This window comes from Pseudoxanthomonas sp. OG2 (assembly GCF_014192765.1).
GTDB classification, from domain to species: Bacteria; Pseudomonadota; Gammaproteobacteria; order Xanthomonadales; family Xanthomonadaceae; genus Pseudoxanthomonas_A; species Pseudoxanthomonas_A beigongshangi.
On sequence record NZ_JACHYM010000001.1, the window covers coordinates 2,428,913 to 2,452,739 of the forward strand.

Sequence of the window (23,827 nt, forward strand, 5' to 3'; positions counted from 1 at the left end):
GGGCTCGGCCGGGGCCGAACCCGCCATTGCCGGCTTACTCCGCCGGCAGCCCCATTTCCTTCAGCAGGTGCGGGGCCGCGTAGACCTTGGACATCAACCAGCGCATGTAGCGCATGTCCACGTGCACGGCGCGCTTGTAGCGCGGATCGAACATCCAGCTGGCGCTGACCGACTCCCAGTTGCTGTCGAAGTTCAGGCCGATCAGCTGGCCGCGCGCGTTGAGCACGGGTGAGCCCGAGTTGCCGCCGGTGGTGTCCAGGTTGGTCAGGAAGTTGACCGTCTGGGTCTTCAGCGCGGGATCGGCGGTGCTGCCGAAGTCGCCCTTGGCGATCGCCGCCAGCAGTGGCTTGGGCGCATCGAACGGTACCGTGTCGGTGTTCTTCTCGACGATGCCGGCCACGGTGGTCACCGGCGAGTAGGTGACGCTGTCGCGCGGATGCAGCGATTCCACCTTGCCGTAGCTGACCCGCAGGGTGCTGTTGGCGTCCGGGTAGACCGAACGTCCCTGGCTGCGGTACCAGCCGGTCAGCGCCTGCATGTAGGCCGGGCGCAGGCGCAGCAGATCGCCGTCGCGCTGCTTGCGCTCGTTCTCGATGCGCAGCAGCGCCGGCTGCAGCTGCGCGGCGAGCGCCAGCAACGGATCAGTCGAGCCGGTGATCGCGGCCGGTTCGGCTTTCAGCAGGCCGACGCGGGTTGCTTCCTCGCCCAGCGCGGTGCCACCGTAGACACGCGCGAGGGTGGCTTCCAGGCTGGCGGCGTCGCGACCGAAGGCCGCGTCGAATTCCGGCAGGCGCTGCGCATCGGGCAGCTTCTGGTAGCGGCCGACCAGCTCGGTCAGGAAGGCACGCTCCATGCCGGCGTCGTAGCGGCGCTGGACCTGCTTCAATTGGCCCTCGATGAGGGCGAGGTCGCGATCCTGGTAGCCGCCTTCGCGATCCGCGTCGGCCTTGCCGCGTTCCAGCGCCAGCCGCTGCAGGGTAATCGCGCTGCGCAGCAGCTGGGTGCGGCCGTCGATCATGCCGACCAGCGTGTCGCGCTCGCGCATGGCGCTGGCCTGGTCGAGCAGCGCCTGCGCCTGATCGATGCGCGCGCGCGTCGACGTGGCGTCGCCGCCCGACTTCGCCAGCCACGCATACATCGCCTTCTCGGCGTCGGCGCGGACCTGGATGGCGTTGCTGCGGCGCAGGCCTTCCAGTTCACCGCTGAAGCGCTTGCTGCTGTTCTTCAGGCCGGACAGCTGGCTGGCGTACTTCACGCCGGCTTCCGGATCCGCCTTGCCGCGCTGCTGGACGATGCCGATCAGCGCATCCAGCACTTCGACGTTGGCCGGCAGGCCCCATTCGATGCGCTCCTTGAATTCGCTGGCGAAGCGGTGGCGGTAGGTGATGCCGGGATAGCCGGCGAGCATCGCGAAATCGCCTTCCTTCGGGCCATCGAGCGCGACCTGCAGGTGCGCGGGTGCGCGGTAGGGCACGTTGTCCGGGCTGTACGCCGCCGGCTTGCCATCCTTGCCGACGTAGGCGCGCAGCAGGGTGAAGTCGCCGGTATGGCGCGGCCACATGAAGTTGTCGATCTCGTCGCCGTAGTTGCCGATCGCGCGTGGCGGTGCGTACACGAGGCGGATATCGCGCAGTTCCAGCTGCTTGATACGGTAGAAATCGGCGCCGTAGTACATGGTGGCGACGCTGCAGCGCATGCCCGCCTCGCGCTCGCACTCGCTGACGATGCGCTTGTTGGCGCGATCCACCGCGTCGTAGTACTCGCGACCGGTCTTGCCGGCGGCATCGCGCATCACGTCATCGGTCACGCGATCGAAACCGACGGTCACCAACACCCGGTAGTCGGGATTGGCCGGAAGCTCGGCGGCGCGATCGCCGGCGATGTAGCCCTGATCGATCAGGTTCTTCTCCGGCCTGGAGTTGTACTGGATCACGCCGTAGGCGACGTGGTGGTTGGTCAGCACCAGGCCATCGGCGGAGACGAACGCGCCGGTGGCGCCGCCGACCTTGACCACCGCGTTGAGCGGCGGCCGGGTCAGGTCGGCCAGCGCGGCCGGATCGCCCTCGAAACCCGCCTGGCGCAGCGGCGCGGCCAGCTGCGGCAGCTGCGAGGGCATCCACATGCCCTCGTTGGCCTGCGCGGGCAGGGCCAGGGCTATGCCCAGGGCCAGGGCGGTGAAGGGCGTGCGTGCGCTCATGGGCGGGAATCCTCGGAAAAGACAGCCTGCGACGATAGCGGCCCGCGCCGCGCGGGGCAATTGCGATCGCCGCATGGGCGCCTCAGTCCGCGGCGAGCACCACCGGCTGGCCGATGAACTTCCCGTAGCGTCTGGCGGCCCGCGCGAGCGCAGGCCGGTCCGCCTTGCGCAGGGGCCGCAACGGCGTCAGCGAGAGCGTGGCGCCCTGCCGGTCCAGCGTGCGCTTCCAGAGTGCATTGACGCGCCCGTCGACGATCAGGCTGGGGTTGACCAGCCCGTTGATGCCGACCACCTGCCGGTTGTGCGCGGCGTCCAGCGCGGCGCTGCGGTCCTTGTAGCCGACCAGGTATTCGTCGAACGGCGGCAGCAGGTGCACCGCCGGGACCGCTCGCGCGGGCGCCGACGGCGATTCGGTGAACCAATGCCGGACGCCGTCGTAATCATGGTGCGAAAGGGTCGGCTTTGCGCCATCCACCGCCGCCTGTGCATCGCGCACGGTCAGGCCCGACCACCAGGCCAGATCGTGCACGGTGGCCGGACCGTGTCCGGCGAAGTAGCGCCGCGCCAGTTCCGCCAGCGCCGCATCGCGGTCGAGGATCGCGGTGCGTGGAATCCATTCGTCCAGCAGCACGAACGTCGGCTGCTTGCCCTCGCGTGGCCCCTGGCAGATCAGGCCCTCATGGGCGAGTCGACCCAGGATGTGCAGGCCGCGTTGCCCTTCGGTGTCGACTTTCCGTTCGGCCAATGCTTCGTAGAGCGCGCCACGGGTCAGCTGCCTGCCGCCTTCGAGCAGTCGCGTGACCACCTCGGCACACCGGCCCGTCGTGCGCGCATCCAGGCCGAACTCGCGCTCCTGGCGCGCACGGTCGCGGTCGAGTGCACGAATTGCCATGAGCGACAGCATCCAGCGTGCATCCTCCGGCGCCACCAGGTGCAGCGTCCCGCGCATCGGCCAGGTGCGCACGATGCGGCGCTCGGCGATGGCCCGTTCGACATCAACCTCGCGCGCACCCTTGGTGCGCAGGCCCACCGCCCACAACGACCCATAATAATCCTGCGCCTGCACCGCCAGCAGGTGGCGGACCGTGTCGGCGGGATCGTCGCCCAGCGGCGTGCTGATGCCTTGCCGGTGAAGCCGCCATCCGGCAACCGAGGGAGGGCCTTCCATCTCAGCGCTTGAGCTCGAAGACCGCCCGGACGTTCTCGCGGTATTCCACGGTGGGCTGGACGTAGCGCCCGGATGCGCTGCTTCCGGTGACCACGACCGTGTCCAGCGTTCCTCCCTGGTATCCGAATTCCACCTGTGAAGTGATGCTGTCGATACTGTAGATGGGGCCGAGTGCAGCACCGAACGCTACGGAAGTGTCGCGTGCCTGCGCGTGCGCATTCTGGATGGCCTTGCGCTTGGCCTCGGCGCGAAACTCGGCCGCACGCGAGGACTCGAACTGAAGGTTGCGGAAATTCGTGGCACCCGCAGCGAGTCCCGTGTCAATCAGATCATTGAGCTGGTCGATCCGCGTCAGCAGCACGGTGACGGTCCGGCTGGCCTCGTAACCATTGGAAACCCGCTTTCCGGAGTCGGTGTAGTCCACGTCCTCGGAAGCCTGCAGGCTTCCCGCCTCGATGTCTCCGTCCGCGATGCCGAAGCGGGAAAGCGCTTCAAGCAACCGGTTGACCCCTTGGTCCACGGCCTTTTTGGCGGGGAGCGGCTGCGCGGCACGGGATTCGAATTGGAAACTCAGGCGAGCGCTGTCGGGTTTGGCAGTGACCTCGCCCGCGCCCGACACCACGATGTGCGGCGTGTCGGGAAGCGGAGTACCGGCGAAGGTGGGAGCGGCAAGGACGAACAACAGGGCAAGAAAAACCTGACGCATGCAATCTCCCTTTCCAGCGAAGTGGATGAACCCGTTCTATTTTTCCTTGCGCCAGTTGATCGAGCCACGGCTCTCGATCGTGCTGGACTCGATTTCGATATCGAAGCCCTTGCGCAGCAGGTACTTCAGCGTCACCGCGGAACCCGAGCCGACCATCGAAACGCCGTAGCTGACATACAGCCGCGGCGAAAGGTACTTGCCGACGCCGAACACCGAACCGCCCAGCGTGCGCGATTCCAGCACGCCGGCGTCGTCCAGGCCAATCTTGGCGCCCAGCTGCGAGGCCAGCAGGCCGGCGCCCGCCGACAGCGCCGAGGAGGCGGCGTTGATGCGCTGGCTTTCGTCGCTGCTGGCGCTGTTGAGCGAGCGACCCAGCACCAGGTAAGACAGTGCCTCGGATTCGGAGCTGGCCGGATCCGACCACACCTTCGCACGCGGTTGGCTGGCGCGGCCGGTGACGTCGATACCGGCGGTGACACCCGCGCTGATCACCTCGCGCTGGGCGCGGATGTTGATGCGCGGATCACTCACCGCATTGTTGCTCCAGGTCAGCTCGCCGCGGGTGATCTGCAGTTTCTGTCCGTAGGCCTCGTAGCGTCCGTCCACGTCCAGCCGGCCCGTCGCGACCATCTCGCGGCCCAGGCGCGAGCGCACCCGCATGTTGCCGCCCAGCGTGCCTTCCAGCCCGTAGCCCTTCAGCGCGACCTTGTCGCCGAGGGTGATGCCCAGATCCAGATCCAGCCGCGAACTCGGCGTGCGTTCCGGATCCGCCGGATCCAGCACCACCACGTCCTCGGATGCGGAAACGCCATCGTCGAGTTTTTCGACGTCGATGCTTGCCGACGGCACGGTGACGTCACCGCGTACCTGGATGGTGTTGTCGGCGAAGCCGACCTGGATATCGGGCGAGGCGATGGCGCGCAGATCGGTGGTGTCGGACACCAGCACGTTGTCGCCACGCACGTTGAATTGCAGCGGCGTGGTGTCGTTGTTCCAGCCCAGGCTGCCGTCGACCCGCAGCACGCCTTCGCCGGACTTCACGCTGCCGTCGATGCGCGCGCTGCCGTCGGCCAGCGCGACCAGGCGGGCGGTGCCGTCGGTGAGGGTGATGCCCAGCGCGGGCAGTTCGCCGGTGAACTCGGTCAAATCCGCTTCGCCGGTGAGCGCCGGGCGGCCACGGGTGCCGGCCAGGCCGATGTGGCCGGCCAGCTTGCCGCGCGGGCGTACCAGGTCCGGCGAGAACAGTTCCAGCCAGAACAGCCGCGAGTTGTGGAAATACAGATCGCCACGCAGCGGCGAGAACTCGTCCCAGCCGGTGTTGACGGTCGCGTCGACGTAACCGTTGCCCTTGAAGCCGCTGCCCAGCCGCGCCTGGATGCGCTGCGGGTTGAAGTCGGCGTCGAAGGTGAAGTTGTCGTAGCTGATCAGCTCGCCGCGCGCGTTGTTGCCCAGCTTCATGCCGCCTTCCAGCGAAGCCAGGTGGACCTTGCCTTCCCAGGCGTTGCCGCGTGGCCGCAGGCTGGCGTCGAGGGCCAGGTTGCCGCGCAGGACCAGCGGGCGGCCGCTGTTCTGCGGCAGCCACGGATGCACCAGCGTGAGCGGCAGCGAATCCGAATGCAGGCTCAATCCCTGGCGCGGCCAGTCGGCCTCGGCGCACAGCGCGCCACCGTCGTTCGAAACCAGGCAGGTACTGCCCAGCGTCCAGTTGGCGCCGCGCTGGGCGAACCGGGCCGGCTGCTGCAACTGCCATGCGCTGCCCTTGGACGGAGCGATGCGCAAGGCATCCAGTCCGCCCTGCCAGTTTTCGCCGCGCCGCTGCGCGCTGCCCGTCAGGGCGATCGCGCCCATCGGATTGCGGGCATCGGCGTCCACCCGCAGGTCCTCCACCGCGCCGCGCGCATCCAGGCGCAGCTCGTCCAGCACCATGCCGACGTTCACCGCGTTCGCGCGCACCGCCAGTTCGCCGTTGCCGCTGCGCCAGGGCAGACGTCCGCGCAGGCTGACGGTATCGGCGCTCCAGTCGTTCCAGCGCAGCTGGTTGCCGGACAGATCGGCCTCGATGTCCGGCGCCGTGCGCGCGCCGGTCAGCTTGACCGTGCCCTGCAGGGTACCGCTGCCGGTGGGCAGCAGATCGGCCAGGTGCAGCGGCGACAGCGAAGCATCCATCGCGAGCCGATCGCCGACCTTGCCCTTGGCCTGCACGCGGCTGCCGCCCAGCGTCATCGCCAACTGGCCCTCGCCGTCCTCGCCGTGCAGCGCGAACTTGCCACGCGCATCCAGCGGCCGCCCACGCAGCCGGCCCGCCAGTTTGGGCAGATCCAGGGTGGCGTCGAAGCCGCCGGCCTCGCGCGCCTGGCCCTGGCTGCTGAATTCACCGGACAGGTTGCCGTCCCAGTCGGCCAGGAAATAGCCGGGATCGAAGCCGGCCAGCTTCGCTTTCATGTCCCACTTCAGGACCGGCGTCCACGCCACTTCGCCATCGGCATCCAATTGGCCGGTCGGCATCTTCGCGCGCAGCGTCTTCACCGTGGCGCGCTCGCCGTTGCCGGCCGCATCGAATTCGACCTGCGCCTTCTCGCCGGCGCGGGTGAAGCCGGCCTTGCCGACCGCCGCCCAATTCTCCAGTTGGCCGGCCACGCCCAGATCGGCGTTGGCGCCGATGGCGGTCTCGGCGCTGTCGCCCCAGCGCAGGCCGCGCGCGTTGACCGCGAACCGGAATTGCGGATTGGCCGGATCCTTGAAGTCGGCGCGCCCGCGCAGGGTGGTGATGCCTTCGAACGCGCGCACGACCAGCGGTTCCACCGTCAGTACCTCGTCGGCGATGGCCACCTGCGAGGGATCGATCACCAGCGTGGTCTGATCCTGGACCACGCGGCCCTGCAGTGTTGCCTTGCCGCCCGCGCCATCGGCCTTCAGATCGAAGGCGAGCGGCAGGCTGTCCTCGGTGACGGCCAACGACGCCAGATCCAGCAGATCGGTCTTGCCGGTGAAATGCCAGGTCGGATTCTCGGCGCCCTGCAGGGTGAGCAGCACCCGCACCGGCGCGGGTGCGTTGCCGGCGAGCGCCATCTCCATCTTGTTGATGTCGCCGCGCGCGACCAGGCCCAATCGAGCCGGGGCCTTGCCGGCCGGTGCGGGGAACACGCCGGTCGCGATCAGGTCGGTGCGGTAGCCCTTGCCCGGTGCATAGCTGCCGTTCGCGTTGAAGCGGCCGCGGTCGGTGTCGAGCGCGAGCTTCTCGGCGGTGAAGTAGCCGTTGCCGATATCGATGCCGCCACGCCCGCGACGGATGTCGATCACCGGTTCGCCGGCCTGGGAAATCCTGAACCCGTCGATGACCAGGGTGTCGGCCTGGATCGCCAGCGGCATCTGGATCTGCGGCAGCGATTCGGGCCAGCGTGGCAGTTCGAACGGTTCGTCGCTTTCCGGCACGTCCAGGGTCGCATTGCGGATCTCCAGCGCGTCCAGCCGCAGGCGCTTGCCCAGCAGCGGACGCAGATCCGGATCCAGGTACACGCGCTCGGCGGTGAAATGGATCTTGTCCCAGCGGAAGTCGACACCGTGCAGGGTCAGCGGTCCGGCCAGCGGACCTTCGACCTTCTTCCAGGTCAGCGAGGAGTTGGCCGGCAGCCGTGCCACCACCTGCGCCAGCAGCACATCGCGGCCGGCCACGGTCTGCAGCAACCAGTACAGGCCGAAGCACAGCAGCAGGACCAGCACGCCGGTGCCGATCGCGCTGCGGATGGCGAGCACGCGCATGCGCGCCCGGCGTCGCGCCCGCAGTTCGGCGATGCGGGCTTCGCGCTCTTCCGGGGTGATGTCGTCGGCGGGCCGGCTCACAGGTCGGTTCCGATGTTGAGGTAGATCTGGAATTGCGAATCCGGGTCGTTCAGGCCGTGCGCCAGATCCAGCCGCACCGGGCCGATCGGCGAACGCCAGCGGAAGCCGACGCCCACGCCGGTGCTCAGGTCCGGCATGCCGCCGTCGAAGGCGCTGCCGGTATCGACGAACACCGCGCCGCCCCACGGACCGCCGCCGGGGTAGTACTCGTACTCGGCGCTGGCGGTGACCACGTTCTTGGCGCCCAGCGCGTACTTGCCGATGCGCGGGCCGACTTCGCGCCAGGCATAGCCGCGGATGCTGCGGTCGCCACCGGCGAAGAAGCGCAGCGAGGGCGGCATCCCGACCAGGCTGCTGGTGAAAGTGTGGCCATACTCGCCACGGAAAATCAGCGCGCTGTTGCGGCCGAACTCGCGCGACCAGCGCGCGCGGATGTGCGCCTGCAGGAAGCTGGCATCGGAGCCGGCGCCTTCCACGCCGCCGCGCAGCAGGACCGAGCCGGCCAGACGGTCGGGGCGGTTGGAACCCACCGGCGCGTTGAGGTAATCGGCCTGCAGCGAGGGATAGGTGAACGTGGCGTAGCGGTATTCCGGCGATTCAAGATCGTTGCCGTCCTCGTCCTCGTAATACGCCCAGCGCTCGCGCAGCGCGTGGATCGAGGCGACGGCGGTCCAGTCCTCGTTGATCTGGCCGCTGCGGCTACCGATGAATTCGATGTGGCGCAGATCGATGTAGTCGGTCTGCTCGTCGCTGGCCTGCACCGCGAGGGTGTACCAGCCGTCCAGCCACTTGAAGGCGGGAATGCGGTACTGGGTGAGCAGGGTCTTGCGGTTCTGCGCGTAGTCCAGCTGGGTGGACAGCTTGTGTCCGCGCGAGTTGAGGTAGCGCCGATCCACGCCCATGCGGATACCGGCGCCGCTCTCCGAACCATAGCTCACGCCGGCGGTGTAGATGGTGCGCTTGGCCAGGCTGAGGTTGACGTCGATCGGCACGCGGCCGTTTTCCGCCTTGTCCGGATTGGCCTGGATATCGATGTTGCTGAAGTAGTCGAGCCCCACCAGCGACTCGCGCAGGCGATCCAGCTTGCCCTGGTGGAAATAGCTGCCTTCCTCCCAGTACACCAGCTTGTCCAGCAGTCCGGGTTCGAACTTGCTCTGGTGGAAGGTGGTGGGCCCCATGTCGTAGCGGATGCCGCTGACCCAGGCCAGGTCGATGTCGGCCGCATGCTCGGCGCGGGTGACTTCCACCCGGCGCTGGGTGAAGTCGGCGTCGAAGTAGCCGCGATCGGCCAGGCGCCGCACGATCTTGAGCTTGCTGGCTTCGTAGGTGGTGTGATCGAAAATCTCGCCCGTGCGCGGCGCGAACGCGGCCAGATCCTCCTTCAGGTAGCGATCGTCGCCGCCTTCGCCGTCGATGCTCAGGCTCGAACGCCGGACCCGCACCGGCTCGCCCTTGGATACGCGGATGACCACCTCGACCCGTTCGTTTTCTCCATCGCCGGTACGGTTGGCCTGCACCTGGATGTCGGGCGAGTAGTAGCCGAAGGGTTCCAGCGCCTCGCGCGTCTGCGCCACGGCTTCGTTCAGCAGGTACTCCAGCCGCGATTCGCCCAGGCGCTTGCCGATCGTGTCGTTCAGCGACAGGGCGACGTTGATGTTCTCGACCATCGCCTCGTCCTCGACCCCTTCGATGCGGACCTTGTCGATGGTGGCCGCGGCCCAGGCGGAGCCACTGGCGGCAAGCAAGGCGATCAGGGTGGCGAGGGGGACGATTCGTCGCATGCGGGCAGGATAACCGGCGAAGGGATTTTCGGGTTAAAGGAACATGAGGGGCTCGTTCGGACCTCGATGCATGGTCCGGGCCGATGCTGAATGATGGAGCCCGTCGCGAAGGGCGATGGCCGTGGATCAGGGAAGCTTCGCCACCGGCGGTTGCATCGAGGGCCGCCCGTGCATGGCGGCGATGCCAGGCCTCCCCGCGGGCGCGGGGAGGCCGTCGGATCAGACCGAGAGATGTTCGATCGCGGCGACCGCGCGGAAACGATCGGCCAGGCGCTTGAGCAGGGCCAGGCGATTGGCGCGGATGGCCGGATCGTCCGCATTGACCATCACGTTGTCGAAGAATGCGTCCACCTGCGGACGCAGGCGCGCCAGCCGGTTCAGCACGCTGACGTAGTCGTGATGGTGCAGGGCGTCGTCGGTGTCGCCCAGCGCGGCCTCCACCGCTTCGGCCAGCGCGCTTTCCGCCGGCTCCTTCAACAGCGCGCGATCCTCCATCGCCGGAATCGCGATGTCGGCCTTCTTCAGGATGTTGTTGATGCGCTTGTTGGCGGCGGCCAGCGCTTCGGCTTCCGGCAGGCTGGCGAAGGTGCCGATCGCATCCAGGCGGGTGTCGAAGTCGTACAGCGAGGCAGGCTTCAGTTCGGCGACCGCGTTGAAGTGCGCGGCCGGCACGCCCTTGTCGGCGTAGTAGCCGCGCAGGCGATCGAGGATGAAGTCATAGAGTTCGGATGTGTCGGCCTGCACGCCGCGCGCGGCCAATGCCTGGTTGGCATGGGTGAGCAGTCTGGGCAGATCAAGATTGAAGCCGGATTCGATCACCGTGCGCGCCAGGCCCAGCGCATTGCGCCGCAGGGCGAACGGGTCCTTGTTGCCGGTCGGCTTCAGGCCCGCGGCGAAACCGCCGGCCAGGGTGTCCAGGCGCTCGGCGATGGCCAGCACCTTGCCCAGCGGCGAGAGCGCGATGTCGTCGCCGGCGAAGCGCGGCTGGTAGGCCTCGTCGATCGCCAGCGCGATCTCCTTCGGTTCACCCGCCGCCAGCGCATAGTGGCGGCCGGCGATGCCCTGCAGTTCCGGGAATTCGTTGACCATGCGCGACTGCAGATCGTTCTTGCACAGTCCGGCGGCGCGACGCGCTTCGGCCGGATCGGCGCCCACCTGCGGGGCAATCGCCTCGGCCAGCGCCGCCACGCGCGCGGCCTTGTCCGCCACGCTGCCCAGCTTGGCCTGGTAGGTGACCGTCTTCAGGCCCTCGCCCATCGACGCCAGGCCCTGCCTGAGATCCTCGTCGAAGAAGAACCTGGCATCGGAGAAGCGCGGACGGATCACGCGTTCGTAGCCCTTGCGGACTTCGGCGGGATTGCGCGATTCGATGTTGGCGATGCCGATGAAGTGTTCGGTCAGCTTGCCGGTCTCGCCGAGCACCGGGAAGAACTTCTGGTTGATCTCCATGGTTTCGATCAGCGCTTCCTGCGGCACCGCCAGGAACGCCGGTTCGAAGCTGCACAGCACCGCGGTCGGCCATTCGGTCAGGCAGACCACCTGTTCCAGGTTGTCGTCGGTGACGCGGGCCACGCCACCGGCCTGGTGCGCCGCCGCTTCCACCTCGGCGACGATGCGCTGGCGGCGCTCGCCGGCGTCGACCAGCACCCGCGCCGCGCGCAGCGCGTCCACGAAGTCGCCCGGCTGGCCGATCCAGACCGGCTTGTCATGCTCGAAGCGGTGGCCGCGGCTCATGCGGTCGGCCTTCACGCCCAGCACTTCGGCGTCGACCACGTCGCCCCCGAGCAGCAGCACCAGCCAGTGCACCGGGCGGGCGAAGGCGTAGTCGTGATCGCTCCAGCGCATCGGCTTGGGAATGGGCATGGCGGCGATGGCTTCGCGCACGATGTCCGGCAGCAGGCCGGCGGTCTTCACGCCCGGCTTGATCGCGCGATGGACGAAGCGCTCGCCCTTGCCGTCGGTGGTGCGTTCCAGTTGGGTCCAGTCGAGCCCGGCCTTGGCGGCGAAGCCCTGCAGCGCCTTGGTGGGTTCGCCGTTGGCGTCCAGCGCGATGTTGAGATACGGCCCCAGCACTTCCGATTTCTGTTCCGGCTGCTCCACCGCCACGCCCGGCAGCAGCACGGCCAGGCGGCGCGGCGTGTACAGCGGCTTGGCGTCGCCGCGCTGGAAGTCGATGCCGCGCTTTTCCAGCGCGCCGAGCACGCCGTCGAAGAAGGCCTGCGCCAGTCCGGGCAGCGCCTTGACCGGCAGTTCCTCGGTACCGAGTTCGATCAGCAGGGATTTTTGTTCGCTCATGTTGTGCAACCTGGTGTCTTGCCTGTCCCGCTTCGAAGCGGTGGGTAGGGCACGGGGCTTGCCCCCATCCGCCCTTCGGGCACCTTCCCCCGCGGGCGGGGAAGGACGTGTGTCATGGAGTCCGGTTTTTCAGTCCGGGAAAGCCCAGTTTCTCGCGTTGCGCGTGGTAGGCCTCGGCGACCGCCTGGGCCAGCTTGCGCACGCGCAGGATGTAGCGCTGGCGTTCGGTCACCGAGATCGCGCGGCGGGCGTCCAGCAGGTTGAAGCTGTGCGAGGCCTTGCAGACCTGTTCGTAGGCCGGCAGCGGCAGGCCCGCCTCGACCAGCTTCATCGCCTCGGCCTCGCAGGCGTCGAAGCGGTGGAACAGCTCGGCGACGTCGGCGTACTCGAAGTTGTAGGTGCTCTGCTCGACTTCGTTCTGGTGGTAGACGTCGCCGTAGGTGACGATGCCCTGCGGTCCCTCGGTCCACACCAGGTCGTACACGTTGTCGCAGTTCTGCAGGTACATGCACAACCGCTCCAGGCCGTAGGTGATCTCGCCCAGCACCGGCCGGCATTCCAGGCCGCCGGCCTGCTGGAAGTAGGTGAACTGGGTGACCTCCATGCCATTGAGCCAGACTTCCCAGCCCAGACCCCAGGCGCCGAGGGTCGGCGACTCCCAGTTGTCCTCGACGAAGCGCAGATCGTGCACGCGCGGGTCGATGCCCAGCGCCTTCAGCGACTCCAGGTACAACTCCTGGATGTTGTCCGGATTGGGCTTCATCACCACCTGGTACTGGTAGTAACGCTGCAGGCGGTTGGGGTTCTCGCCGTAGCGGCCGTCGGTGGGACGGCGGCTGGGCTGCACGTAGGCGGCGTTCCACGGCTCCGGGCCGAGCGCGCGCAGGAAAGTGGCGGGATGGAAGGTGCCGGCGCCGACCTCCAGGTCCAGCGGCTGGATCAGCACGCAGCCCTGCGCGGCCCAGTACTGGTTCAGGGTCTGGATGAGGCCCTGGAAGGTGACGGCGGGGGTTGAAGTGGCGGCCATCGGCTTATCGTGCACTGCGGAAAAGCGGGCTAGTATACGGGGGAACCCCCGCCCCACCTTCGTTTGCCCGCCGTGGACGTTCCCCTGAAAGCGCCTTTCCTCATCGTCGAAACCGGCCAGCCGGTGCCGTCGATGCGACGCTATGGCGGCTTTCCGCACTGGATCCGGGTGGCGGCCGGACTGGAGGCGGACGAGGCGGTGGTGAGCAACGTCGAGCGTGGCGATGCGCTGCCGCGCCGCGAGGGTTTCGCCGGGGTCATCGTCAGTGGCTCGGCGGCGATGGTCACCGACCGCGCCGAATGGAGCGAGCGCAGCGCCGACTGGCTGCGCGAGGCCGCCCACGAAGGCGTGCCGGTGCTGGGGATCTGCTACGGCCACCAGCTGCTGGCGCACGCGCTGGGCGGCGAGGTCGCCTACAACCCGGCCGGGCGCGAGTCCGGCACGGTGACCATCGATCTGCATCCGCACGCCGACGCCGATCCGCTGTTCGCCGGGCTGCCGGCCAGCTTCGCCGCCCACGCGACCCATGTTCAGACGGTGCTGCGGGCGCCGGACGGCGCCACCGTGCTGGCCCGCTCCGAGCAGGACCAATGTCATGCCTTTCGCTGGCGGGACCGGGCCTGGGGCGTGCAGTTCCACCCCGAATTCGCCACCCACCACATGCGCGGCTACGTCCACGCGCGCGCCGAACACCTGCGCAACGAGGGCCGCTGCCCCGGCAGCATCGCCCGCGGCGTGACGGCGGCGCCGCAAGCCCGCAAACTATTGCGGCGCTTCGTCGCGCACGCGCGCGGGCTGCACGCCCGCTGAGCTTCCCTTCCACGGATTACCGATGAGCACGATCAACAAGGTGCCGGCCAGCGCCGGCGCGGAATGGCTGCTGGGTGGATTCGCGCTGCTGCGCCGGGCGCCGGTCGCACTGGGCACCCTCGCGATCCTGTGGGGCCTGGGCTCCACGGTGCTGATGGCGCTGGCGGGCGCGACCGGCCTGACCGTGTTGCTGTACGCCGCGCAGTTCCTGTTGATCCTCGCCGGTCCGTTGTTCTTCGGCGCGATGATCTGGGCGGCGCGGGAAGTGGACCAGGGCCGCCCGGCCCAGCCCGCCCACCTCCTGCAACCCATCCGCGACGGGCATGGTCTGGCGCTGTTGATCACCCTGTTGCCGCAATTGCTCGCCTCGTTCGCGCTCGGCCTGCTGTTGCTGGCGATGATCGGCCCGGATCAGCTCAAGCACCTGGGCGAGGTGTGGGTGCAGATGCAGACCGTCGCCGCCGAGGGCGGTCAGCCGGATCCGTCACTGGTGAAGGACCTGCCGGCCGGTCGCCTACTGCTGTGGCTGCTGCTGGTCGCGATCACTTTCGTGGGCATCAAGTGGATGACGTTCATCGCCGCACCGCAGATCCTGTTCACCCGCGCCGATGCCATCACGGCGATGCGCAACAGCCTGCGTGCCTGCGTGCACAACTGGACCGCGATGCTGGTGTTCTACCTGCTGGCCGGCATCGCGATTTTCGCGATCACTTTCGGTTCGATGCTGTTGCTGGTGATACTCCAGTTGGTGGCGGGTCCGATCATCGCCGCGTTGCTGTGGCAACTGGTGCTGCTGGCGGTGCTGACCCCGGTGCTGGCTGGTGCCATGTACACGGCGTGGCGGCAGATGATGACCACGGCGGGTTCGGCCGCACCCTCCACGGCCCCCGCCACCACGCACATCGAAGTCTGATTCCGGGTAGACCGCGCCATCAGGCGCGGTGCCCGGTTCCCAGGTATTCGGCGCTCTGCATTTCGATCAGGCGCGAGGCGGTGCGCTCGAACGCACCCTGCAGGCGCTCGCCCGTATATAGATCGGTCGGCACGGCGTCGGCGGTGCAGACCAGGTTGACCTGGCGGTCGTAGAGTTCGTCGATCAGGTTGACGAAACGGCGCGCGGCGTCCTCGTTGAGCCGATCAAAGCGCGGGATCCCGCCCAGCAGCACGGTGTGGAACTCGCGCGCCACCTCGATGTAGTCGGTGGTGCCGCGCGGGCCTTCGCAGATCGCGGCGAAGTCGAACCAGACGATGCCCTTGCCGCGCCCGCGCACCGGAATCCGGCGATCGTCGATGACGATGTTGCCGTCGCGGGTCGCGCTGCCGGCGCTCAGTTCCTTCCAGCGTTCGCACAGCCAGGCATCCGACTGCGCGTCCAGCGGGGCGCGGTAGACCGGCGAGCGGGTCAGCGCGCGCAGGCGATAGTCCTCCGCGCCGATGGCATGCACTTCCACGCAGTACTTCTGCAGGAGGGCGATTGCCGGCAGGAAGCTGTCGCGCTGCAGGCCATCCTTGTAGAGATTCGCGGGTGCGGTGTTGGAACTGGTCACCAGGGTCACGCCCTCGGCGATCAGGCGTTCCAGCAGGCGTCCCAGCAGCATCGCGTCGCCGATGTCGGTGACGAAGAACTCGTCCAGCACCAGCACGCGCAGGCGATCCCGCCATTCCTGCGCGATCTTCGCCAGCGGGTCGCTCTGCCCGGCGTGTTCGCGCAGGCGTTCGTGCACGCCGCGCATGAAGCGGTGGAAGTGGGTGCGGTACTTGCCGCCTTCCGCGCGCGCCGAATCCGGATGGAACGGTTCCAGCGGCAGGCCGTCGTAGAACAGGTCGATCAGGAAGGTCTTGCCGCGGCCGACGCCGCCCCACAGGTACAGGCCGCGCACCGGCTCGGGTTTCTTCCAGAACGAGGACAGGCGATCCAGCCAGCCATCCTGCGCATCTTCGAGCAGGGCCAGGTGGATCCGATCCAGTTCGCGCAACGCGTCGTACTGCGCCGGATCGTCGCGCCAGCGGCCTTCGGCGACGCCGCGCGCATAGGCCTGCGACGGCGTCGGGGGCACCGGGGTATCGCCGTCCGCCATCACGCCTCCGGCAGCCAGGCCTTCATCGCGTGCTTGATCGCCCCGCGCAGGTCCATCAGCTTGCGGTGGAAGAAATGGCTGGTCTCGGGCATGCGGATCAGCTCCGGCGGATTCCGGAGCTTGTCGATCCAGTCGTAGACCGCTTGCGGCTCGACGATCTCGTCCTGCTCGCCCTGGATCACCAGCCACGGACAGGACGGTGGTTCGATGGCGGCGAAATCCCAGCGGCCCGCCGGTGGCGCGATCGAAATCAGCGCGTCGGGCTTGAGCGCTTCCGCGCTGCGCAGCGAGACATACGCGCCAAAGCTGAAACCGGCCAGCCACAGCCGCGTCCCCGGTCGATGCGCGCGCACCCATTCGACCACCGCCTGCAGATCCTCGGACTCGCCATCGCCATGGTCGAAGTTGCCGGCCGAGCCGCCGGTGCCGCGGAAGTTGAAACGCACCGTCACCGCGCCCAGCTCGCGCAGGCTGCGAGCGGTCATCACCACCACCTTGTTGTGCATGGTGCCGCCCTCGGTGGGCAGCGGATGGCAGACGATCGCGGTCAGCGGCAGCGCGGTGACGTCGTCGTCCGGCCACTCGACGGCGACCTCCAGCGGACCGACCGGGCCGGGCAGTTCGAGATTGGCGGTCTGGCGGGGGAAATCGGGTGTCGACATGGCTACATGATAAGGCTTCGCCCCGTCCGCGCCGGTCCGCATGCGGGCGCGCGTGCGACGCTGCGTTCGATGATTCCGTCTTGCGGTCGTCATTGTTGCGGCGCACAATCGCTGGTCCCTCCCGCCCGCGATGCCCGGTTTTGCCGGGATTTCCGCCCGCATGCGCCTTCCCCTCGTTGCGCTCGCCGTGAGCGCCTTCGCCATCGGCACCACCGAATTCGTGGTGATGGGCCTGTTGCCGCAGATGGCGCGGGACCTCGATGTCTCGATTCCCTCCGCCGGCATGCTGGTGTCCGGCTACGCGCTGGGCGTGGTGTTCGGCGGACCGTTGCTGGCGATGGCGACCGCGCGGCTGCCGCGCAAGGCGGTGCTGCTGGTGCTGATGGGCGTGTTCGTGCTCGGCAACCTGCTGTGCGCGCTGGCGCCCAACTATCCGACCCTGATGGCGGCGCGGGTGATCGCCGCGCTCGCGCATGGCTCCTTCTTCGGCGCCGGCGCGGTGGTGGCCGGCCACATCGCCCCGCCGGGCAAGCGCGCGCAGGCCATCGCGCTGATGTTCACCGGCCTGACCGTCGCCAACATCCTCGGCGTGCCCGCGGGGACCTGGCTGGGGCAGGCGCTGGGCTGGCGGGCCACCTTCTGGGCGGTGGTGGCGCTGGGCGCGGCGGCCCTGATCGCCATCGCCCGCTACGTCCCCGCGCTGCATGATCTGGCGCCGCCGCGACTGGGTCGCGAACTGCGGGTGCTGCGCGAGCCGCAGGTGCTGCTGGCGCTGGGCATGACGGTGTTCGGATTCGGCGGCGTGTTCGCGGTGTTCACCTACATCGTGCCGATCCTCACCGACGAAGCCGGTGTCGCCAGCCATTCGGTGGGCGCGGTGCTGGTGCTGTTCGGCCTGGGCGCGACCCTGGGTACGCTGCTGGGCGGGCGCCTGGCCGACTGGAAATTGATGCGCGCGCTGATGATCGCCCTGTCGACGCTGTGCGTGTTCTTCCTGCTGTTCGCCGCGACCATGCACCTCAAGCCGTTCGCGATCGCCGGCGTGTTCCTGATCGGCTTCATCGGCTTCATTGGTGGTCCCGGCCTGCAGGCGCGCTCGGTGCAACAGGCGAAGGACGCGCCGCTGCTGGCGTCCACGCTCAACCAGAGCGCATTCAACCTCGGCAACGCCGGTGGCGCCTGGATTGGCGCCAGCCTGCTGGCGAACGGCGCCGCCTATCCGTGGCTGGGCGTGGCCGCGGCGATGGTGACCGCGGTGGGGCTGGGCCTGACCGCGCTCAGCGCGGCGCTGGAACAGCGCGCCTTGCGTCCGGCGCTGGCGGCCTGCGAGTGCGGCGACAGCGGCATGTGAGGCGATGGCGCCGGGCGCCGTGGGGCGCCTTGCGGATGCCGCCTGTCCGAGGCATCAATCGGCCGGCACGGTCCGCTCGCGCGCCCACTCGCGCAGCGCGCCGACCTGTTCGGCCATCAGCACCGACAGCGGGCGGGTGTTGCGGATCTCGTCCATCAGCAGTTCGGTGTCCAGCATGCGCTGGTCGCCGTGCGCCGTGTACAGCGCGGAGACGATGACCTGCTCCAGTTCGGCGCCGGAGAAGCCGTTCGCCGCCGCCGCCAGCGCCGGCAATTGCAACTCGTCCAGCGGCAGCTGGCGGCGCTGCAGGTGCACGCGCAGGATCTCCACGCGGGTATCGGCGTCGGGCAGGTCGACGAAGAAGATTTCGTCGAAGCGGCCCTTGCGCAGCAGTTCTGCCGGCAAATCCTGGACCTGGTTGGCGGTGGCGACCAGGAACACCGGCGCCTTGCGTTCGGCCATCCAGGTCAGCAGGTAGCCCAGCACCCGCCGCGAGACGCCGCCGTCCTCGCCGCCGCTGGCCAGGCCCTTCTCGACCTCGTCGATCCACAGCACGCAGGGCGCCAATTGCTCGGCCGAGGCGAGCGCGGCGCGCAGGTTCTTCTCGGTCTCCCCGTGGTACTTGTCGTACAGGGTGCCGAAATCCAGCCGCAGCAGCGGCACGCCGAAGCCGGCGGCGGTGGCCTTGGCCAGCATCGACTTGCCGCAGCCCTGCACGCCCAGCAGCAGCACGCCGCGCGGCGGATCCAGCCCGGGCGGGACATTGCCGGTGAAGGCGGCCCGGCGCTGCTCGATCCAGCGCTTGAGCCGGCGCGCCCCGGCCACGTCGGCGAAGCGCGCGGTGTCGTATTCGTAGTGCAGGTGGCCGCTGCGGTTGAGCAGTTCGAACTTGAGCCGGGTCAGTTGCGGCAGGTCGTCGGCGTTGAGGGCGCCGTCGGCATGAATCAGCTGGCGGGCGATGCGGCGGGCGTCGGACAGGCTCAGTCCCTGCAGGTTGCGCAGGACCTGGCGGGCCGCGTCGCCGTCCACCTCGACCCGGCGGCCGCCGTTCTCGCGGGCGTATCCATCGGCTTCCTCGCCCAGCATCTTCTGCAGGGCGGTGGCATCGGGCAGGCGCGGGCTGAACCGCACCGCCATCGATTCCAGTTCCGGCGGCAGCTCGATCTTGTGGCCGATCAGCACGATCACGTGCGGCAGGCAGTGGCGGCGCTGGATCAGGTCGCGCAGCGCGCGCTGGCTGCTGGCGTAGCCCAGGTAGGGATGGAAATCCAGCAGCAGGTAGACGCCACGCTGGCTGGCCTGGCGCATGGCCTGCAACGCGGCGCTGGCGTCGGGCGGCCCTTCCGGCTCGTCCTCGCGGTCCATGTCGATGCGGCGCAGGCCCTCGGTGATCGTCCATCGGTACAGGGCCCGCCAGACCTGGGAGAGGGTCTGCCGGAACAGGTCGACCGCGCGGGCTTCGTCCTGGGTCTCGATCACGATCAGCGGGGTGTTGGCCCGGATCAGCGCGGTCAAATCCTGGAGTTCGTTCATGAAAGCGGTCGTTCCCTCGGGGGACGAAAGATAACAAAGCGATTCACGCCGCGTGGACAAGCCCGGCGATTCCCGCCCGCCGGCCGCCGGTGTACCCTGCGGCTTCCCGGGCAACGAGGTGAGCGCATGAAGACGATTCTGGTCGCCAGCTCCAAGGGCGGCGCAGGCAAGAGCACCATCGCCACGAACCTGGCGGCGACCTTCGCCCTCGACGGCAAGCGCACGGTGCTGGTGGACGCCGACCCGCAGGGGTCCTCGACCCGCTGGGCCGAACGCCGCGCGGAGCTGGAGAGCGCGGTGCTGCCGGTGGACGGCACCGGGCGGCGCGCATGGCGCGACGCGGTGCCCGACGACGCCGACCGGGTGGTCATCGACGCGGCCGCCGGCGCGATGGCGGCGGATCTGGAATCGTTCCTGGACAAGGCCGACGCGGTGGTGGTGCCGGTGCTGCCGTCGGCGATGGACATCGAGGCCACGGTCGGCTTCCTCAACACCTTGGCCAAGGTGCCGCGCGTGCACAAGCGCAAACTGCCGGTGGGACTGGTGGTCAACCGCAGCAAACCCTGGACCAACGCCTCGCAGCAGGCGGTCGAAATGCTGTCCACCTGGCCCTATCCGGTGGTGGCGCAGCTGCGCGACACCCAGGCCTATGTGGTGCTGGCGGGACTGGGGCGCAGCCTGTTCGACTACCGTTCGGCACAGGTCCGCGATCATCAGTCCGATTGGGATCCGCTGCTGAAGTGGATCAAGAAAGCCTGACCAGGAAGGAGTCCCTGCCCGATGCGTCAACTGATCCTGCTGCGCCACGCGCATGCCGAGCCCGCCATCGCCGGGCAGTCCGACTTCGATCGGCCGTTGTCCCCGCAAGGCCTGGCCGAGGCGGAGGCCGCCGGTCGCTGGCTGGCCGAGCACGGGCTGGTGCCGGACCGGGTGCTGTGCTCGCCCGCGCGCCGCGCACGCGAAACCCTCGAAGCGGTGCTGGAAGCCATCGGCTACGTCGAGCAGCGTCTTGAGGACGCCATCTACGAGGCGACCGCCGGCACGCTGGCCGAAGTGGCCGACGGCCACCGCGAGGTCGAGCGCCTGATGCTGGTCGGGCACAACCCCGGCTTCGAGCGGCTGGCGGCGCTGATGCACAGCGGCCAGTCCGGCGACTATCGCGGCATGCCCACCTCGGCAGTGGTGGTGCTGAGCCTGCCCGTCGACGCCACCATCGAACCCGGTGTCGCCACCCTGTCCTCGTTCTGGTGGCCATGACGCTGCTGTCCGGAAAGAGTTGGCTGGGTGTCTGTGGACTCGGCCTGTTGTGCGCCTGGCCGGTCTGGGCGGGCGGAGACAAGAATTTCGACCCGGCGCACACGCGGCTGGGTTTCGAACTGCGCACGCGCTGGGGACAGCGGCTGGACGGACTGTTTCCGCAATACGAAGGACAGGTGCGGGTGCTGGCGGATGGTCGCCAGCAGGTCCACCTGCGCATGTATACCCGCAACGTCGAGATTGTCGGCTACCCGCGCTACACCCAGTGGGCGCGCAGCGAGAAGTTCTTCGAGGCCGACCGTTATCCCGTGGTGACCTTCATCTCCAAGCCCTATGTGCCGCAACTGCTGCGCGACGGCGGCCTGCTGGAAGGCGACCTGAGCATCCGCGGCATCAGCCGCCCGCGCAGCCTGACGGTGGAACCGGCCACCTGCGCGCGCCCGGCGGTGGACTGCGACGTGGTCGCCACTGGCGCGGTGCGTCGCAGCGACTACGACATGGACGACTGGAAGCTGGCCGTGAATGACCGCGTGGTGTTCGTGCTGCGCGCCCGGGTCAGGGACGGGGCCCCGCAGTGAACCTGTCCCTGCTACGCGACGCCGCGCGCTGCGCGGCGATTCTGCTGTCGCTGGCGTGCACCGCCTGCGCCGGCCTGAGCGATGCCCAGCGCGATCGCGCGGCGGGAATCGCCGCCGCCGCGCGATCGGAGATCGTGGACTGCCGCCAGCCCGATGCCTGCGCGCTGCCTTCGCCGCTGCATGATCTGGGACCGCGCGCGCTGTCGGCGTCCACACCGCAGTCGCCGCGGCACTACGCGCTGATCCTGGATCGCGGCGAGGACTCGCTGCTGGCGCGGCTCAACCTGATCCGCAGCGCCCGCCGCAACATCGACTTGCAGACCTACATCTTCGACAAGGACGACAGCGCGCGGCTGGTCATCGACGAACTGCTGGCCGCGGCCCGGCGCGGGGTCAAGGTGCGGCTGCTGATCGATCAGCTCTCGGCGATTGCCGATCTGCAGATCCTCGGCGCCCTGGCCGGCGCGCACCAGAACTTCGCCATCCGCATCTACAACCCCAGTTTCGGCAAGGCCAAGCTCAACTACTTCGACTACGCCGGCAGCGTGCTGTGCTGCTTCCGCCGCTTCAACCAGCGCATGCACACCAAGCTGCTGCTGGTGGACGGGGAAATCGGCATCACCGGCGGGCGCAACTACCAGGACGATTATTACGACTGGGACGCGGAGTACAACTTCCGCGATCGCGACGTGCTGGTGGCCGGGCCGGCCGCACGCGACATGGCGGTCAATTTCCAGGCGTTCTGGGATGCGCGCAGGAGCATCCCGGCCGAGCGGCTGAACGACGTTGGCCGGACCCTGCTGCGCGGAGGCGTGCCGGAGATGCCGCCGGCGCGCTTCCTGCGACCGGAACGGGTGGCGGCGATGGCGCAGGACGCCGCCGATCCGGCGGTGATCCAGGAGCGGCTGGTGGAATCGGTGCTGCCGGTCGGCGAGGTCAAGTACGTGGCCGATCTGCCGCAGAAGCATCGCCGCGAGCATGGCAGCGATGCGGCGCCTTCCGCACCGGAGCTGGAAACCCTGATCGGCAATGCCAGCCAGGAAGTGCTGCTGCAGACGCCCTACCTGGTGATGTCCAAGCAGGCGCAGGAGATCTTCCGCGACATGCGCAAGCGCCAGCCGCCGCCGAAGGTGATCGTGTCCACCAACAGCCTGGCGGCGACCGACAACCCGGTCGTCTACTCGATGTCGTTCAAGTACAAGCGCCGCTACCTGCGCGAGTTCGGCTTCGAGATCCACGAGTACAAGCCGTTTCCCGAGGACGCGCCGGTCGACTACGCCACGCTGATGCCGGAGGGGCCGCCGGTGGCGCCCGCCGATCCTTCCTCGCGCAGTCGTCCGCGCGGACCGTCGGGCTCGATCGGACCGTCGTCGTCGTCCGGGGAGCGGCGCGAATCGGCGGGCGAGACCACCCGCAAGCTGCAGCGCACCGAGGCGCGGCCGTCGTTCCTCAGCAGCGGCGCGGCGACCGGGCCGGTGCCGCTCAAGCGCGCCGGCGTGCGCATGGGCCTGCATGCCAAATCGATGGTCATCGACGGGCGCATCGGCGTGATCGGCACGCACAACTTCGATCCGCGCTCGGAGACCTACAATACCGAGAGCGTGGTGATCATCGAGGACGAGGCGTTCGCACAGGCGCTTGCCGACAGCATCCGCCGCGACATGAAGCCGGAGAATTCCTGGCTGGTGGCGCGCAAGGTCAAGCCGCCGGTGTTCTCCGGGCTGGACTACAGCCTGGGCAAGGTGTCGGAAGCCTTGCCGCTGTTCGACCTGTGGCCCTGGCGCTATGCCACCAGCTACGAATACGTGCCGGGGCCCGATTGCCCGGAACCGTTGCCGCCGGGAGATCCACGCTTCCACCAGTGCTATCGCTCGGTGGGCGATTTCCCGGAAGTGAACATCGGTCCGAAGTGGCTGTACACGCGCATCCTGACCGCCTTCGGCGCCGGCCTGGTGCCGATCCTGTAGCGGCGCCCTTCCAGCGGCGACCGCATCCGCGCAAGGCCACGACGGCGACGCTGGCCTAAACTGGCCTTCTCGCGCTCCCCCAATCAACAGGACATCGCCCATGGCCTTTCGCCAGCCCGTCGATCTCGACGCCATCAACGCCCACGCCCGCAACAGCCTGGTCGGCCATCTGGGCATCGTGCTGACCGAGGCCGGCGCGGACTGGCTGCGCGGCACCATGCCGGTGGATGCGCGCACCCACCAGCCGTTCGGCATCCTGCATGGCGGCGCTTCGGTCGCGCTGGCCGAGACCCTGGGCAGCATGGCCGGCAACCTCACCGTGGATACCAGCCGGGAAATGGTGGTCGGTCTGGAGATCAACGCCAACCATGTGCGCGCCGTACGCGAGGGCACGGTGACCGGCACCGCGCGCGCGCTGCATGTCGGCCGCAGCACCCAGGTGTGGGAAATCCGCATCGAGAACGAGGCCGGCAAGCTGGTCTGCGTCTCCCGCATCACCCTGGCGGTGGTGCCGGTGGGCGGGCCGGGCGCCTGACCTCGCCCCGGTTCCGGCGTCGCCGCGCGCCGTCTCCGTTTC

Annotated in this window: 18 protein-coding genes; 8 read left to right on the plus strand and 10 right to left on the minus strand. The window is 68.7% G+C overall.

Translation table 11 applies throughout. The features are described from left to right. Positions 1 to 34: 34 nt before the first annotated feature. The 7 genes from FHW78_RS11110 to glyQ all read right to left on the minus strand — a co-directional run bounded on the left by FHW78_RS11110 (position 35) and on the right by glyQ (position 13,014). Complete coding sequence (locus tag FHW78_RS11110; RefSeq protein ID WP_183640166.1) at positions 35 to 2,197, minus strand: S46 family peptidase; 2,163 nt, start codon at positions 2,195 to 2,197, stop codon at positions 35 to 37. Between the two features lie 82 nt (positions 2,198 to 2,279). After that, on the minus strand, positions 2,280 to 3,365 hold the full coding sequence (locus tag FHW78_RS11115) for a winged helix DNA-binding domain-containing protein (RefSeq protein WP_183640169.1): 1,086 nt from the start codon (positions 3,363 to 3,365) through the stop codon (positions 2,280 to 2,282). Position 3,366: 1 nt separating this feature from the next. Continuing rightward, positions 3,367 to 4,071 carry an SIMPL domain-containing protein gene (locus tag FHW78_RS11120; RefSeq protein ID WP_183640171.1) on the minus strand — a complete coding sequence of 235 codons (705 nt, stop codon included), beginning with the start codon at positions 4,069 to 4,071 and terminating at the stop codon, positions 3,367 to 3,369. Positions 4,072 to 4,107: 36 nt separating this feature from the next. Then, the gene (locus tag FHW78_RS11125) at positions 4,108 to 7,911 is read right to left on the minus strand and encodes a translocation/assembly module TamB domain-containing protein (RefSeq protein ID WP_343205556.1); all 3,804 of its coding nucleotides are present in this window, start codon (positions 7,909 to 7,911) and stop codon (positions 4,108 to 4,110) included. Beyond that, positions 7,908 to 9,692, minus strand: coding sequence for an autotransporter assembly complex family protein (locus tag FHW78_RS11130; protein ID WP_183640174.1), 1,785 nt, complete (start codon positions 9,690 to 9,692; stop codon positions 7,908 to 7,910). Before FHW78_RS11130 ends, FHW78_RS11125 begins: the two co-directional genes overlap by 4 nt. 219 nt (positions 9,693 to 9,911) lie before the next feature. Continuing rightward, a complete protein-coding gene (gene glyS / locus FHW78_RS11135; RefSeq protein ID WP_183640176.1) occupies positions 9,912 to 11,987 on the minus strand; it encodes a glycine--tRNA ligase subunit beta in 2,076 nt (691 codons plus the stop codon). A 112-nt stretch (positions 11,988 to 12,099) separates the two neighbouring features. Next, positions 12,100 to 13,014 carry a glycine--tRNA ligase subunit alpha gene (gene glyQ, locus FHW78_RS11140; protein WP_183640179.1) on the minus strand — a complete coding sequence of 305 codons (915 nt, stop codon included), beginning with the start codon at positions 13,012 to 13,014 and terminating at the stop codon, positions 12,100 to 12,102. 84 nt (positions 13,015 to 13,098) lie between these two features. Here glyQ and FHW78_RS11145 point away from each other — a divergent pair, with 84 nt between their 5' ends. Together FHW78_RS11145 and FHW78_RS11150 are read left to right on the plus strand one after the other, a co-directional pair. Beyond that, positions 13,099 to 13,824 (plus strand): glutamine amidotransferase, encoded by a 726-nt coding sequence (locus FHW78_RS11145; protein WP_183641354.1) that lies wholly within the window; start codon positions 13,099 to 13,101, stop codon positions 13,822 to 13,824. 22 nt (positions 13,825 to 13,846) lie between these two features. Then, positions 13,847 to 14,737: a BPSS1780 family membrane protein gene (locus FHW78_RS11150; protein WP_183640181.1), complete on the plus strand. Its 891-nt coding sequence runs from the start codon at positions 13,847 to 13,849 to the stop codon at positions 14,735 to 14,737. Positions 14,738 to 14,756: 19 nt separating this feature from the next. Here FHW78_RS11150 and zapE read toward each other — a convergent pair whose 3' ends face one another. After that, on the minus strand, positions 14,757 to 15,902 hold the full coding sequence (gene zapE / locus FHW78_RS11155; protein ID WP_183640184.1) for a cell division protein ZapE: 1,146 nt from the start codon (positions 15,900 to 15,902) through the stop codon (positions 14,757 to 14,759). Continuing rightward, the gene (locus FHW78_RS11160) at positions 15,902 to 16,564 is read right to left on the minus strand and encodes an alpha/beta fold hydrolase (RefSeq protein WP_183640186.1); all 663 of its coding nucleotides are present in this window, start codon (positions 16,562 to 16,564) and stop codon (positions 15,902 to 15,904) included. The genes zapE and FHW78_RS11160 overlap by 1 nt, the downstream gene beginning before the upstream one ends. A 160-nt stretch (positions 16,565 to 16,724) precedes the next feature. On the opposite strand from FHW78_RS11160, the gene FHW78_RS11165 reads away from it, so the two are divergent. Then, positions 16,725 to 17,915: an MFS transporter gene (locus FHW78_RS11165; protein ID WP_183640189.1), complete on the plus strand. Its 1,191-nt coding sequence runs from the start codon at positions 16,725 to 16,727 to the stop codon at positions 17,913 to 17,915. A gap of 54 nt (positions 17,916 to 17,969) precedes the next feature. Here FHW78_RS11165 and FHW78_RS11170 read toward each other — a convergent pair whose 3' ends face one another. Further along, a complete protein-coding gene (locus tag FHW78_RS11170) occupies positions 17,970 to 19,448 on the minus strand; it encodes an AAA family ATPase (protein WP_183640191.1) in 1,479 nt (492 codons plus the stop codon). Between the two features lie 126 nt (positions 19,449 to 19,574). Between FHW78_RS11170 and FHW78_RS11175 the strand changes: the two genes are divergently transcribed. The 5 genes from FHW78_RS11175 to FHW78_RS11195 all read left to right on the plus strand — a co-directional run bounded on the left by FHW78_RS11175 (position 19,575) and on the right by FHW78_RS11195 (position 23,785). Then, the gene (locus FHW78_RS11175) at positions 19,575 to 20,207 is read left to right on the plus strand and encodes a ParA family protein (protein WP_183640194.1); all 633 of its coding nucleotides are present in this window, start codon (positions 19,575 to 19,577) and stop codon (positions 20,205 to 20,207) included. Between the two features lie 21 nt (positions 20,208 to 20,228). Beyond that, entirely contained in the window at positions 20,229 to 20,705 is a 477-nt protein-coding gene (locus FHW78_RS11180; protein ID WP_141454659.1) for a histidine phosphatase family protein, read from the plus strand. Next, positions 20,702 to 21,283, plus strand: a complete 582-nt coding sequence (locus FHW78_RS11185; RefSeq protein WP_183640196.1) for a YceI family protein — start codon at positions 20,702 to 20,704, stop codon at positions 21,281 to 21,283. The genes FHW78_RS11180 and FHW78_RS11185 overlap by 4 nt, the downstream gene beginning before the upstream one ends. Positions 21,284 to 21,285: 2 nt before the next feature. Next, on the plus strand, positions 21,286 to 23,250 hold the full coding sequence (locus FHW78_RS11190) for a phospholipase D family protein (RefSeq protein WP_235996647.1): 1,965 nt from the start codon (positions 21,286 to 21,288) through the stop codon (positions 23,248 to 23,250). A gap of 100 nt (positions 23,251 to 23,350) precedes the next feature. After that, on the plus strand, positions 23,351 to 23,785 hold the full coding sequence (locus tag FHW78_RS11195) for a hotdog fold thioesterase (protein WP_183640198.1): 435 nt from the start codon (positions 23,351 to 23,353) through the stop codon (positions 23,783 to 23,785). Positions 23,786 to 23,827 lie beyond the last annotated feature (42 nt).

Coding starts and splice junctions, on each gene's coding strand:
- FHW78_RS11165 (WP_183640189.1), top strand. CDS start 16,725: ATGCGCCTTCCCCTCGTTGCGCTCGCCGTGAGCGCCTTCGCCATCGGC.
- FHW78_RS11185 (WP_183640196.1), top strand. CDS start 20,702: ATGACGCTGCTGTCCGGAAAGAGTTGGCTGGGTGTCTGTGGACTCGGC.
- FHW78_RS11170 (WP_183640191.1), bottom strand. CDS start 19,448: ATGAACGAACTCCAGGATTTGACCGCGCTGATCCGGGCCAACACCCCG.
- FHW78_RS11195 (WP_183640198.1), top strand. CDS start 23,351: ATGGCCTTTCGCCAGCCCGTCGATCTCGACGCCATCAACGCCCACGCC.
- glyS (WP_183640176.1), bottom strand. CDS start 11,987: ATGAGCGAACAAAAATCCCTGCTGATCGAACTCGGTACCGAGGAACTG.
- FHW78_RS11160 (WP_183640186.1), bottom strand. CDS start 16,564: ATGTCGACACCCGATTTCCCCCGCCAGACCGCCAATCTCGAACTGCCC.
- FHW78_RS11150 (WP_183640181.1), top strand. CDS start 13,847: ATGAGCACGATCAACAAGGTGCCGGCCAGCGCCGGCGCGGAATGGCTG.
- glyQ (WP_183640179.1), bottom strand. CDS start 13,014: ATGGCCGCCACTTCAACCCCCGCCGTCACCTTCCAGGGCCTCATCCAG.
- FHW78_RS11115 (WP_183640169.1), bottom strand. CDS start 3,365: ATGGAAGGCCCTCCCTCGGTTGCCGGATGGCGGCTTCACCGGCAAGGC.
- FHW78_RS11175 (WP_183640194.1), top strand. CDS start 19,575: ATGAAGACGATTCTGGTCGCCAGCTCCAAGGGCGGCGCAGGCAAGAGC.
- FHW78_RS11180 (WP_141454659.1), top strand. CDS start 20,229: ATGCGTCAACTGATCCTGCTGCGCCACGCGCATGCCGAGCCCGCCATC.
- FHW78_RS11130 (WP_183640174.1), bottom strand. CDS start 9,692: ATGCGACGAATCGTCCCCCTCGCCACCCTGATCGCCTTGCTTGCCGCC.
- FHW78_RS11120 (WP_183640171.1), bottom strand. CDS start 4,071: ATGCGTCAGGTTTTTCTTGCCCTGTTGTTCGTCCTTGCCGCTCCCACC.
- FHW78_RS11110 (WP_183640166.1), bottom strand. CDS start 2,197: ATGAGCGCACGCACGCCCTTCACCGCCCTGGCCCTGGGCATAGCCCTG.
- zapE (WP_183640184.1), bottom strand. CDS start 15,902: ATGGCGGACGGCGATACCCCGGTGCCCCCGACGCCGTCGCAGGCCTAT.